Below are 12,696 nucleotides of genomic sequence, written 5' to 3'. Positions count from 1 at the left end.
TCTCTTTTTGTTTCTCAAATGTTTGCCCCGAACAAAAAAGATCGTTTTTCAACGATCTTTTGGTTAACTTTGTTCATTGCTTTTCGTTGTTTGCCTGGAAGACCTGATGGGATAAAGGACCTTTTCAAGCGTCAGGGCATTCTTCTCGGTAATTTCAGGCTTCCTCGGAATGGGTTCATATATATCCTCCATGTCATCCCATTCATTCGGCAGGGGAACAGGGGACTCAGGCTGCCAGCAATCGAGCCATTCCTTTGATAGGGGACCTGATATATCATTATTCGTCATTTCAAGCCAGACCCTCGCCCAAGCCCTCGGGACGACGCGCCATATATCATATCCACCGCCGCCCACTGCAATCCACCGTCCTTCACAATACTTATGGGCCATTTCGTGGGCCAGCTTTGGTATTTCCCTATAAATTTTCATGGTGGCTGATAAATGGGTGAGCGGATCGTAATAATGGGAGTCGGCTCCGTTTTGCGTTAATATGACATCCGGTTTGAAGAATTCAATGACTTCTTTAAAGGAAGCCATGTAGCAATCGAGCCATGATTCATCTTCAGTGAACGCATCGACCGGGATGTTGAATGAATAGCCGTAGCCTTTTCCCTGGCCTCGCTCGTTAATATTGCCGGTGCCGGGAAATAAGTAGCGGCCCGTTTCATGGATGGATAGTGTACAAACATCCGGGTCATCATAAAATGACCATTGGACTCCATCACCATGATGTGCATCGGTATCGACATACAAGACACGCGCCCCATATTTTTTTTGCAGGTATTTAATCGCGACCGAACTATCGTTGTAAATGCAAAAGCCCGAGGCTTTTCCGCGGAAACCGTGATGCAGGCCACCGCCAAGATTAAGTGCGTGCAGGGACTGGCCGGTCATGACGGCATCCACAGCCGTTAAGGTACCGCCTACAAGCAATGCACTTGCTTCGTGCATCTTGGGGAAGATGGGGGTATCCTCCGTTCCTAGCCCATAATTCACAGCCTTTTCAGGGGGGAGCTTTCCCTGGCCTGCCAACCTGACAGCGTTTACATAATGGTGATCATGAATCAGTTCCAATTCTGCATCGGTTGCCATTCTGGGCTTGATAATTTGATCATCATTGATTGCATGGTGTTTTTTTAATAAATCAAGCGTGAGTTTAAGCCGTTTTTGATTGAATGGATGCTCATCGTTGAATTTGTAGGTAAGGAGTTCATCCGAATATACGAAAAGGGATGTATCATTCATGTGAAAACCCCGGTAGACTAGGCCATAAAACGGTATAGCCTTCTTTCTTCAAATCCTCCACCACCATAAATGGATTCATCGTCTGTACACGAATTACAAGAATTTTATAGTCGGTTCCATTTTTTTCAGGATAAACGAGGGTGCTCAGGATATTCGTATTGCGTCTTTTGAAAATATGGGCAATATCATGAAGGGAACCTGCCTTATCCGGGATTCTGATTTCGATTTGGGAACCGGGCTGATTGACTCCAGTCAACTCAACGTATGAATGAAGTAAATCAGAACCGGTTATGATTCCCACTAACTTCCTTCCCTTTACGATTGGAAGGCAGCTGATATTGTTATCACAGAAAACAGCCCCGATTTCTTCCACGAAATCCAGCGGGTGCCCTGTGATTATTTCCGTTTTCATGATGCTTGATAGTGGTTTTTGTAAATCATTTTTGTATTCTTCGGTACGGAATATAGAAGGGGCAGCATCCCGAATATCACGGTCGCTGACTAATCCCACAAGTTGAAAGCTGTCATCGACAATGGGGATATGGCGAATTCGCTTCTCCTTGATGATCAAGACAGCGCTATGGATTGTATCGGTTGGAGTGAGGGTGATAATATCCTCATTCATTATTGTTTCAACAATCATTTTCCTTCCTCCTCTTACTCGCCTCTTTAATACATAAACCGATTCATAAAACGCAATTGGTCGAATTTCTGGATGGATTCCGGGGGGACCCTTTTGCCAATACGGGCCATCAGACAGTTGGCCGGGTGGGAACTGATTTCAGGGTCATCTGTTGCAAAGTAGACCAAACCACCGGCACTCATCATTTTTTCCATGACCTTGCGATAGTCCCAAATATTCAGACCTGTCCCTTTCAAATCCCAATGCCAATAGTATTCAGTGGTGATGATGATGAAGTCTTCAACCGAATCGTCTTCCATGGAAAGGCGGATTAGGTTTTTCCCGACGGAGGCACCCCGGTATTTAGGGATGACCTCGATTGCACCAAGCTCAATCAGGTCCTCCATCTTGATTTCAGACCAGCGCTCCAAGGGATCGGGATATAAGTAAGTTACATAACCCACGATTGTTTCATTTTCACGGGCGATAAAGATCCTGCCCTCAGGCAAGTCTGCAATCTCTATTAACGCTTTATGCTGCAAAGCAGGCGGGCGAAAGGCGACCAAGTCTTCGTGAAACTCATAAGCGGACATTTTTTCGCCGCTTAACGGCCCCTCGATGATGAGCGTTCCGCTTAATGTCTGCAGTTCCTTAGTGTAAAAGGTCTTACTATATTCCATTCTTTCACCACCCTTGTTATATAGTAATCTTACACTCTCGCATTCCGGAGTATACGAAGCATTGCTTTTAAAAACTGACCGAATGGAAAGCTTACATAAATTATACATGAAAACGAGGGGCATAATTCAGAAAGTTCAAGGCGCTTTTGTTACAGTGCTTCGTCTTTCACGGCCATCATATGGATTCGCCTTAACCATAACAATATACCAGTTGCTTTCAAAATTCACCAAGAAGGGATTTCCCTTATATGGAAATATTCAATATTTTAAAAATTGAGATAATTCGATTCTTATACTATAATAAAAATATAGAGCCGAATGAAGGGGGAGTTTGTCGTATGAATGTGAAAGCGTTACCAGTAGTGGAAGGTAATTTTAATTTAAAGAATTATGATGAAAAATACAATAAGTTTGACTGGTCTGAGACGGAAAAGGAATTCTCCTGGTCTGAAACCGGTAAAGTGAATCTTGCGTATGAAGCCATTGACCGCCATGTCGAAACATACAAAAAGAATAAAGTGGCCCTTTATTACAAAGACGATAAAAGAAATGAAAAGTATACATTCAAGGAAATGAAAGATTATACGAATCAAGCGGCCAATGTGTTCAAGAACATTGCCAATGTGGAAAAAGGAGATCGTGTTTTCATCTTCATGCCTCGCTCCCCAGAGCTTTATTTTGCATTGTTGGGTGCGATTAAAACGGGAGCGGTCGTAGGGCCGTTGTTCGAAGCCTTCATGGAAGGCGCCATAAGGGACCGTCTTGAGGATAGTGAGGCAAGTGTGATAGTGACGACACCTGAACTTTTGCCGCGTGTCCCGGTGGATGAATTACCCCATTTAAAGCATATTTTCTTGGTGGGGGAAAATATAAAAGAAGAAGGAAATTACCATAACTTCAATAAAAAATTAAAAGAAGCCGACAAAAAATTCGAAATTGAATGGGTGGATCGGAATGACGGTCTGATTCTTCACTACACCTCAGGTTCCACAGGCAAACCAAAAGGAGTGCTGCACGTTCATAATGCGATGATCCAGCATTATCAAACGGCAAGGTGGGTCCTTGATTTGCAGGATGAGGACGTGTATTGGTGCACAGCGGACCCTGGATGGGTGACAGGGACGTCTTATGGGATATTTGGACCTTGGCTGACAGGGACCTCGAATGTCATTGTAGGTGGGCGGTTCAAGCCTGAATCCTGGTACAAGACCTTGGAGGACTTTGGTGTCACGGTATGGTATAGTGCCCCGACTGCCTTCAGGATGCTGATGGGCGCAGGTGACGAAATCGTTAAGCGGTTCGATTTGAGTTCTCTCCGCCATATATTAAGTGTGGGTGAACCGTTGAACCCGGAAGTGGTGCGCTGGGGAATGAAGGTATTCAATCACCGTATCCATGATACATGGTGGATGACGGAGACCGGGGCACAGGTCATCTGCAATTATCCTTGCCTGGAAATCAAACCTGGCTCGATGGGCAAACCGATTCCAGGTGTGAAGGCGGCAATAGTGGATGATCAAGGCAACGAGCTTCCGCCGCATAGAATGGGGAACCTTGCCATCAAGAAAGGCTGGCCTTCGATGATGAAGACCGTCTGGAAGAATGAAGCTAAATATGAATCTTACTTTATGCCAGGTGATTGGTATGTTTCAGGAGATTCCGCATATATGGATGAAGATGGTTATTTCTGGTTCCAAGGCCGTGTTGATGATGTCATCATGACGGCAGGGGAGAGGGTAGGTCCTTTCGAAGTGGAAAGCAAATTGGTCGAGCATCCAGCCGTAGCCGAAGCGGGGGTCATCGGTAAGCCGGATCCGGTTCGGGGGGAAATTATCAAAGCGTTCATCGCACTTCGTGACGGATACGAGGCAAACGATGAATTGATTGAGGAAATTCGTACATTTGTAAAGCATGGTCTAGCAGCACATGCGGCACCTCGTGAAATTGAATTCAGGGATAAACTTCCTAAAACAAGAAGCGGTAAAATCATGCGTCGTGTCTTGAAAGCTTGGGAACTTGATCTGCCAACTGGTGATTTATCATCGATGGAGGATTGAAAACTTAGTCTTACTGATTATTGAGAAGGAAAAGGCATCCATGGTCACTTCCATGGATGCCTTTTTGGGGAGAGTATAAGGAAACAGGCTGTCGGGGTAACCGGCAGCCTGTTTTTAGTTCAAGAAAGAGTGTCATTCTTCCTCTTCTTCAGCTTTATCCGTGTCTTGCTCTTTATCATTGATGGTGTCTTGCTCTTTGTCGGTCTCTTGATTTTCCTGATCTGTATTCTCTTTGTTTTGATCTTTGTCTTGAGCTGGCTCTTTATTATTATCCGTTTGCGTTTCTTTTTCTGGTTCTTTTTCTTTATCTTTATCTGAACCGTTCTCTTCTTTTGAGTCTGTTTTTTTATCTTCGTTAGCTATTTTATCTTTTCCACGATCATCTTTAGTTTTTGTGGAATCTTCTTTTGAACCGGTCTTTTTAGCGCCGCTTTCAACACGTTGAGAAGGGGCTGATTCTTTGCCGACTATGTCTACGGCCGTTACATAATAGGAACCGCCTGAGCCGACTTTATAAACAAGGCTCTCCCCAGCATTGATGCTTGCCACTTTCTTGCCGTCTTTATAGACACGATAACCGACGACATCTCCTTCATCATGCAAGCCCCATGTAATTTTATCGTTACCGATCGTTATGGATAGGGGATCTGGTGCCTTGCCATTATCATTCAATTTCGCTGTCGCCCCGACGACATTTCCTGATTTTTCGGCTCCAGGAATCACGGAGCCCGGGTCAACGACATATCTCAATCCGATATCTGCAAATGAATCTGGATTCAACATGAACCCGCCGCTTGTGAATTCGCCAGGCGTTTGCGGAAGGGCTGCGTAGCGTTTGCTGCCGACTGATACATATTGTCCATCTATGAAACTATCATCCGCCCTGGATGGAGCATATTTCGCGATGAATAAATCCGATTTGACAAGCCCGGCCTTTTGGCATGAGCTTGAAGGAAGCAGTCCTGAAACGCCACAGAAGGAACGGCTGACAATTCCGCCCGGCATTTCAAATCGCTTATCGGGGTCGATAAGTTTAGGGTCGACTTTATATGCGGCATTGATCAGATCTGCCCAATAATACATATTACGTTTATTATATTCAAGACCATTATAGGTCCCTTGCAAGGATTTCGGTGTATCATATCCCAGCCATGTACCGAATGATACATTGGGATTCGTAGCGACGAACCAAGCGTCCCAATAGTTTTGTGAGGTACCGGTCTTACCTGCCCAATCGCTTGAGAAGGCAAGTCGGTTCCTGACCGAGGACGCCGTCCCGCTGTTTACGACATCACGCATCATATCAAGCGTCAAGTAAGCGGCTTGCGGAGAGAAAACATCCACTGGTTTCACTTTATGCTGATAGATGACTTTGCCATCTTTCGAAACGATCTTATCGATCATATAAGCATCGATGAATTCTCCTGAATTGGCAAATGTACCAAATGCATTGACGTTTTCTTCAACGGTTACACCTTTTTCCATCGCACCTAATGACAAGGCAAGATTGGAGTAATCCCCTTTCGTCACGGTGGAGAAGCCCATTTTTTCCAAATACGAAGCGGGGCTCAGGTTGATTATTTTCTTGTAAAAGAGCGCTGCCGGGATATTGTAGGAATTCTTCAGGGCCTCGCGGGCAGTCGATACTCCCGTATAGCTGCCGCCGCCATAGTTTCCTGGACTCCACGGTTTGCCGCCTGTTGGAATGGAAATCGGCACATTAGCCGATACGCTGCCAGGCGAGATCTTGCCTAGCTCGATGCCTGGACCATATATCACCAGGGGCTTCATCGTTGATCCGTTCGATCGCAATGATGCGGTGGCGTGGTTCGTCTGTTCCCGCTTGAAATCACGGCCGCCTACGAAACTGATGATTTTTCCTGTTTTATTTTCGATGAGAATGGCCCCGGCTTCAACGGGCTCACTCACCGTTTTCATTTCCTTCGTATCTGGATCGACGACTTGTGCCGTTTTATCGTATCCATAATTCGGATAGTTTTTCGTAACTTCCTGCATCTTGTCATAAATCTTTTTATCGATTGTCGTATAAATTTGATAGCCGTTTTGCCGCAGCTTACGATCGGCAAGTGCTAGATATTGAGCTTTTAAATCATCATTCTTTAAATCTTTCTCTTCATATCCATCTTCTTTTGCCAGACTGACAGATAGGATTTCGATGGAGCGTTTTTCGATTTCATAGGTGAGCCATGGATATTTCTCCGACGGCATCTCCGTTTTACCGATAAAGTCTTTTGTAATGTCGTATGCGTTTGCTTTATCATATTCTGCTTTTGTTATGTATCCGTTACTATACATCCGCTTTAAAACGGTTTTCATCCGGTTGATGCCGGGCTCTTGATTTTCCTTCAATTTTCCTTTCTGGGTATATGGTGTATATCCGAAAGGGCTTTGCGGCAATCCAGCGATAAAGGCTGATTGGGGCAGTGTCAGATCTTTGGCCTCCACGCCAAAAATACCTTCAGCGGCGGACTCGACCCCGGCGATGTTACGGCCTGAAGAGTTTCGTCCCAAAGTGGAGACGTTTAAGTACGTTTCCAAAATCTCTTCCTTTTCAAAGAATTTTTCGACCCGGAGCGCAAGCAGGATTTCTTTTGCTTTCCGTTCAAACGATACTTCGTTGGTCAGGACCTGGTTTTTAATGAGCTGCTGTGTTAATGTACTTCCTCCCGATTGGACGGTTGCATTCGAAAATTCCTGGTAAATCGCACGCAGGATAGCTTTCGGAACAACCCCGTCATGCTCATAAAAATACTCATCTTCAGTAGCGATGACTGCATTTTTTAGATGCTCGGAAACTTTATCGATGGACACTTCTTCACGCTCAAGGTCACTCTTAAGCTTGCCCAAGTATACTTCATCAGCAAAGTATACCTCAGAGGTCTCTTCATAATTGTAAATGTCTTTTTTCAAATCTTCTTTTGAGCGTACCGGCTCATCATTGACGAGGGCAGCGAAATAGCCGGCTCCGACGCCGCCGGCGAATGAGAATCCTAGAATCCCGACAATAATGAAGATCAGCGTTAAATTCCAAATGACTTGGTATGTAACCCGCGCGTTCTTATGTGTTTTTTCATTTTGAAAAAAACGGGTCAGCTGCTTCCAGACTGTTAGAAATCTATCTTTTTGATTATTATTCATCGTATCATACCCCCTGAAATCACATATATTATAGCATACAACAGGTAGGGGAAAGGGCATCTTTCTTATTTTTCTATAATCTGTAAGGGTATGTTGACAAGGAATCTTATGTATGATAAAAGTTTATTAACAACAATAAAATGATTAAATGATCGCGATGATAGGACCCAGTAGTCAGACTATCCCTGTTTCAGAGAGCCGGTGGTTAGTGGAAATCGGTACAAATAGTATGATGAATTACTTCCTGGAGCATTTGCTGTGAAATGATTAGTAGCAGGAAACGGTTGACGACCGTTATTCGTCTTGAGCGGAGGGCATAGTATGTCCTCAAGTTGGGTGGTACCGCGAATTCATTCGTCCCTTCATATTTATGAAGGGGCGTTTTTGTGTGCTTTTTGCGGTTTTTTTCTAAGATGAGGAGGAATATTAAATGGAATTGCTTAAAGACCTCGAATGGAGAGGGATTATTTATCAACAAACGGATGAAGAGGGGTTTAAGAACCTTTTAGAAAAAGAGAAAATTTCTTTATACTGTGGTGTCGATCCAACTGCGGATAGTATGCATATCGGACATCTATTGCCATTCTTGACATTGCGCCGTTTCCAGCAGCATGGCCATCGTCCCATTGTATTAGTGGGTGGTGCGACTGGACTTATCGGTGATCCAAGCGGTAAAAAAGAGGAACGCCAGCTGCAAACGCTGGAAAAAGTGCTCTATAATGCCGACTGCATAAAAGGGCAGCTATCCCACATCTTTGAATTCGAAGGTGAAAATGGTGCGATCATGGTCAATAACTATGACTGGATAGGTAAAATCGATATGGTCACGTTCTTGCGTGATTACGGGAAATACATCGGCATTAACTACATGCTGGCAAAAGATACGGTTGCTTCCCGCTTGGATACGGGAATTTCCTTTACTGAATTCGCGTACACGATCTTACAAGGAATTGATTTCGGCCATTTATACAGCAATTACAACTGTAAATTGCAAATTGGCGGCAGTGATCAATGGGGCAATATTACGACTGGGCTGGAAATGATCCGGAAATCCAATGATGAGGATGCAAAAGCATTCGGTATGACGATCCCGCTCGTAACGAAAGCGGATGGAACGAAATTCGGTAAAACGGAAGGCGGAGCGATTTGGCTTGATCCTGAAAAGACGACTCCGTATGAATTTTACCAATTCTGGATCAATACAGCCGATGCTGATGTCGTGAAATACCTGAAATTCTTCACATTCCTATCTCGTGAGGTGATTGAAGAGTTAGAGCAATCCGTACAGTCCGAACCGCATTTGCGTAAAGCGCAAAAAGCTTTAGGGGAAGAAATGACCCGTTTGATTCATGGTCAGGAAGCTCTTGACCAGGCAATCAAAATCTCTGCAGCCCTATTCAGCGGAGAGGTGAAGAATTTAAGTGCGGCGGAAATCAAATTGGGCTTCAAAGATGTTCCTAGCTTCAAACGTGAAAGCAAGGAAGATATCGGTTTGGTCGATTTAATCGTTGAAGCGAAAATTTCGCCATCAAAGCGTCAAGCCCGGGAAGATATTCAGAATGGGGCAATCTCCATAAATGGGGAGAAAGTGACTGATCTGCAATATGTAGTGACGGAAGCTTCTAAGATTGAAGGGGAGTTCATCCTGGTTCGTCGCGGCAAAAAGAAATATACATTAGTGAAATGATTGTTCAAGGCCCGGCTGAATTACAGCCGGGCTTTCTCATGCAGGGGTGTCTAGATGCAAAAAAAACCCCATCCAAGGATGGGGTTTTTGAAGTTATTAACGAGAGTAGAACTCAACGATAAGAGCTTCGTTAATTTCAGCAGGCAATTCAGAACGTTCTGGTAAACGAGTGAAAGTACCTTCTAATTTCTCAGCATCAAAAGTAAGGAAATCAGGAACGAAGTTAGTTGCTTCAACTGATTCTTTAATGATTGAGAAGTTACGTGATTTTTCACGAACTGAAATTGTTTGTCCAAGAGACACTTTGTAAGATGGAATGTCTACGCGGCTTCCGTCTACAGTGATGTGACCGTGGTTAACAAGTTGACGTGCTTGACGACGTGTACGAGCTAAACCAAGACGGTAAACTAGGTTATCAAGACGTGATTCAAGAAGAATCATGAAGTTTTCACCATGTACACCTTTAAGTTTGCCAGCGCGGTCGAACATTGTGCGGAATTGACGTTCAGTGATTCCGTACATGTGACGAAGTTTTTGTTTCTCTTGTAGTTGCATTCCGTATTCAGAAATTTTTCTACGTTGGTTAGGACCATGTTGTCCTGGAGCATAAGGGCGTTTTTCTAATTCTTTACCAGTACCTGTTAGGGAAATTCCTAAACGACGGGATAGTTTCCAGCTTGGGCCAGTATAACGAGCCATAGGATGACTCCTCCTTTAAATGTTTTTATTTTGGTAAAATAAAAACCGTGTGAATGTACGATTATGACCATTTTGTTTTCATGTACCTTCGCCCTAGCAGCAGAGGGTTACGAGATACACCTCTGTATTGAGGAACAAAATGAGAACATAAAGGCTGTCACATAGGCTGCAATATTTTACACAAAGAGTATTGTATAATATTTGGCTCAATGAGTCAAGGCCAGTTGTGATTAATTAAAAGGCGTAGATAAAGAGAATCGCAGCAGGTAAATTTAAAAACTGCAATTTTTTAGTGAGGATTTTTCAATGTAAGCGTGATAATGAATGGAGAAAAATATCAAATGGGCCGATGAGGCGTTATATATTGTGAAGAATTCAGGAAGGACCGGGTACATGTAAATGGGGCCTTTAATGGAAAAGGGAGCAGGCAAGGATTGCCGCTCCCTTTAACTTTATAGATGCCTGGAAAGGATTTCAGCGAACTTCTCCAGTCCTTGCTGATCCATTTCGTCAAAACGGTCCGTGACCGGACTGTCGATATCGAGGACACCGATCAATTTGCCATCCTTCATGAGCGGTATGACAATTTCAGATCTTGATGCCGCATCACAGGCGATATGTCCAGGGAATTGGTGGACATCCTCTATGCGAAGGGTTTTTTCAGTCGCCGCTGAAGTCCCGCAAACGCCCCTGCCCATTGGAATGCGGACACAGGCTGGAAGGCCCTGGAAGGGTCCCAAAATTAATTGGCCTTCTTCGTATAAATAGAAGCCGACCCAGTTAATCTCATCAAGAAACTGATTAAGTAAAGCTGCCGCATTGCTTAAATTGGCTATCCGGTTCGTTTCATCTTCAATTAAGGCAAGAAGCTGCTTTTGGACCAGATCATAGTTATTTTCTTTTTTTCCTTGATACATTTCGACATTAAACAAAAGCGTTCACCTGTCTTCCGCATATTTTTACAGCACTTTCTAATCATGTTGCTTTATTGTTGGGAAATTGTCGAGAACTTACTAAAGGATTCAGGCTCTTCCGTGAAGAAATAGTCCACAAGACTTGTCTCAAAGAAAGCGAGGGATTGCCTGAATGAATCGCCAGACGCCAACGAAACAAGCCATTGTTGAAGCTGCATTGCATTTATTTCATTTAAAAGGCTATCATGCTACATCCATACGGGATATTGCGAATAAAGCCAAAGTGAACGCTGCGAATATTGCCTACTATTTCAAGAATAAGCAGGGGTTGCTGGAATTCTGTTTCACTTCCTATTTAGAAGAGTATATCCTGGTCCTTGAGACGAACATGACACTGCTGGAACTAAAAGGTCCGCAGCATTGCTTGATGAATCTTGTAAAGGATATTCTCGCTTTCCAGAGGGAAAACTTCCTTGCTGCACGGTTCATATATGGGGAATCTTCACTCGATTCCAATTTAAATCGTGAAATTCATTCGACTTATTTTACAAAGGAAAAGTCTTATTTTCAATATATTTTGGAACAGGGGATCAAGAGCAGGAGTTTCCAGCAGGTCTCGGTTCCCATGTATATGCTGCAATTGAAGGGTTTATTGACGGCCCCTGTCCTGCATACCCATTATGCGATGGATGTGCTTCATGTGTTCCCGCAGGAAGCCTACTACACGAATATATATGCCAATGAAGTCGGACGTTTTTTGCAGGATACCCTTTTCATCGACCTACAGCCACTGTTAGCCGGGCGGAGCTGAAGTGTATACATGAGTTACCCATTGAACCCTTCAATCAGTGCCTGATGGCCCTGACCCAAATCCTTAGCCTGATGTGCATCGGAACCGTAAATAAGCGGAATGCCGAGATCGAAAGCACGCTTTGCAAACCGTTCAGGAGGGTATGGTTCACGGCATAGCGGCTTTACCTGCCCGGCTCCATTATAATCTAGTTCGTACCTTTGTTCTTTGATCATGTCGAGCACCTTGTAAACCCGCTCGTCAAAACTAGAAGCCGGCGGATATCGATGCTGGAATTTATGGACAAGCGTAATATGCCCGATCCGTTTTGGTTTATAAATGCCTAAATCAGTTGTTATTGATTTTTCCAGAGTATCGTAATATTTGGCATACACCGATTCAACTGAACCTAGTTCATTGGCAATCTCACCAAACCCATTTTCGCTGAAATCGATGCAGTGCCAACTGCTTTGATGCTTGATGAAGTGGACGGAAAGTATACTATCATCAAGGAATTCTCCGATTTCGTCGAGGAATTCTTTTGTTTCTTTTTCATAACCCTCTATAAAGTCAACCTCCAGACCTGTTTTGATCAGGATTTTGTCTTTATGGCGTTCTTTAAGTACGCGGAGCTCTTGAAAGTAATCCAGGAGCAGGGCAGCGTCCATGCCGCTGTCTTTTTCAGGCGTAGGATCTTGAAAATTTCGTGGCAATGGAGCATGTTCCGTAAATGTGATTTCCTTTAATCCTAGTTCGATTCCCCGCGTAATATATTCATCGAATTTATCCGTAGAGCCGTGAGGGCAAAACGGAGTGTGCACATGACCGTCAGCTTTCATGGTC

General features: G+C 44.0%; 10 protein-coding genes and 1 other annotated feature. Of the genes, 3 read left to right on the top strand and 7 right to left on the bottom strand.

Annotated elements, in window-relative coordinates; translation table 11 throughout:
• Positions 1–63: 63 nt before the first annotated feature.
• The 3 genes from ACYP5M_RS10420 to ACYP5M_RS10410 are packed head-to-tail and all read right to left on the bottom strand — an operon-like array spanning position 64 to position 2,547.
• Positions 64–1,245 carry an acetoin utilization protein AcuC gene (locus ACYP5M_RS10420; RefSeq protein ID WP_101222958.1) on the bottom strand — a complete coding sequence of 394 codons (1,182 nt, stop codon included), beginning with the start codon at positions 1,243–1,245 and terminating at the stop codon, positions 64–66.
• Positions 1,238–1,888: an acetoin utilization AcuB family protein gene (locus ACYP5M_RS10415; protein ID WP_101222957.1), complete on the bottom strand. Its 651-nt coding sequence runs from the start codon at positions 1,886–1,888 to the stop codon at positions 1,238–1,240. The genes ACYP5M_RS10420 and ACYP5M_RS10415 overlap by 8 nt, the downstream gene beginning before the upstream one ends.
• A 26-nt stretch (positions 1,889–1,914) precedes the next feature.
• Positions 1,915–2,547, bottom strand: coding sequence for a GNAT family N-acetyltransferase (locus ACYP5M_RS10410; protein WP_034309235.1), 633 nt, complete (start codon positions 2,545–2,547; stop codon positions 1,915–1,917).
• A 338-nt stretch (positions 2,548–2,885) separates the two neighbouring features.
• On the opposite strand from ACYP5M_RS10410, the gene acsA reads away from it, so the two are divergent.
• Positions 2,886–4,604, top strand: coding sequence for an acetate--CoA ligase (acsA, locus tag ACYP5M_RS10405; protein WP_101223490.1), 1,719 nt, complete (start codon positions 2,886–2,888; stop codon positions 4,602–4,604).
• Between the two features lie 132 nt (positions 4,605–4,736).
• On the opposite strand, the gene ACYP5M_RS10400 is transcribed toward acsA, so the two are convergent.
• Positions 4,737–7,763, bottom strand: coding sequence for a transglycosylase domain-containing protein (locus ACYP5M_RS10400; RefSeq protein WP_459735019.1), 3,027 nt, complete (start codon positions 7,761–7,763; stop codon positions 4,737–4,739).
• Positions 7,764–7,911: 148 nt separating this feature from the next.
• Positions 7,912–8,128: a binding site (T-box leader), on the top strand.
• A gap of 65 nt (positions 8,129–8,193) precedes the next feature.
• Between ACYP5M_RS10400 and tyrS the strand changes: the two genes are divergently transcribed.
• On the top strand, positions 8,194–9,450 hold the full coding sequence (gene tyrS / locus ACYP5M_RS10395; RefSeq protein WP_101222954.1) for a tyrosine--tRNA ligase: 1,257 nt from the start codon (positions 8,194–8,196) through the stop codon (positions 9,448–9,450).
• Positions 9,451–9,546: 96 nt separating this feature from the next.
• Here the strand turns inward: tyrS and rpsD are convergent, their stop codons facing one another.
• On the bottom strand, positions 9,547–10,149 hold the full coding sequence (gene rpsD, locus ACYP5M_RS10390; RefSeq protein WP_034309220.1) for a 30S ribosomal protein S4: 603 nt from the start codon (positions 10,147–10,149) through the stop codon (positions 9,547–9,549).
• Positions 10,150–10,601: 452 nt separating this feature from the next.
• Complete coding sequence (locus ACYP5M_RS10385; RefSeq protein ID WP_101222953.1) at positions 10,602–11,081, bottom strand: GAF domain-containing protein; 480 nt, start codon at positions 11,079–11,081, stop codon at positions 10,602–10,604.
• Between the two features lie 154 nt (positions 11,082–11,235).
• On the opposite strand from ACYP5M_RS10385, the gene refZ reads away from it, so the two are divergent.
• Positions 11,236–11,874 carry a forespore capture DNA-binding protein RefZ gene (gene refZ / locus ACYP5M_RS10380; RefSeq protein ID WP_101222952.1) on the top strand — a complete coding sequence of 213 codons (639 nt, stop codon included), beginning with the start codon at positions 11,236–11,238 and terminating at the stop codon, positions 11,872–11,874.
• Between the two features lie 14 nt (positions 11,875–11,888).
• Here the strand turns inward: refZ and hisJ are convergent, their stop codons facing one another.
• Positions 11,889–12,692 (bottom strand): histidinol-phosphatase HisJ, encoded by an 804-nt coding sequence (gene hisJ, locus ACYP5M_RS10375; protein WP_452444559.1) that lies wholly within the window; start codon positions 12,690–12,692, stop codon positions 11,889–11,891.
• Positions 12,693–12,696 lie beyond the last annotated feature (4 nt).

It is taken from the genome of Peribacillus sp. N1, assembly GCF_054600815.1.
Note: the sequence above shows the minus strand (reverse complement) of the source record. Positions and strands in the feature narration are given on the sequence as shown.

Bases quoted from the DNA above. Each gene is read 5' to 3' on its own strand.
- ACYP5M_RS10420 (WP_101222958.1), bottom strand. From the start codon at position 1,245: ATGAATGATACATCCCTTTTCGTATATTCGGATGAACTCCTTACCTAC.
- ACYP5M_RS10415 (WP_101222957.1), bottom strand. From the start codon at position 1,888: ATGATTGTTGAAACAATAATGAATGAGGATATTATCACCCTCACTCCA.
- ACYP5M_RS10410 (WP_034309235.1), bottom strand. From the start codon at position 2,547: ATGGAATATAGTAAGACCTTTTACACTAAGGAACTGCAGACATTAAGC.
- acsA (WP_101223490.1), top strand. From the start codon at position 2,886: ATGAATGTGAAAGCGTTACCAGTAGTGGAAGGTAATTTTAATTTAAAG.
- ACYP5M_RS10400 (WP_459735019.1), bottom strand. From the start codon at position 7,763: ATGAATAATAATCAAAAAGATAGATTTCTAACAGTCTGGAAGCAGCTG.
- tyrS (WP_101222954.1), top strand. From the start codon at position 8,194: ATGGAATTGCTTAAAGACCTCGAATGGAGAGGGATTATTTATCAACAA.
- rpsD (WP_034309220.1), bottom strand. From the start codon at position 10,149: ATGGCTCGTTATACTGGCCCAAGCTGGAAACTATCCCGTCGTTTAGGA.
- refZ (WP_101222952.1), top strand. From the start codon at position 11,236: ATGAATCGCCAGACGCCAACGAAACAAGCCATTGTTGAAGCTGCATTG.
- hisJ (WP_452444559.1), bottom strand. From the start codon at position 12,692: ATGAAAGCTGACGGTCATGTGCACACTCCGTTTTGCCCTCACGGCTCT.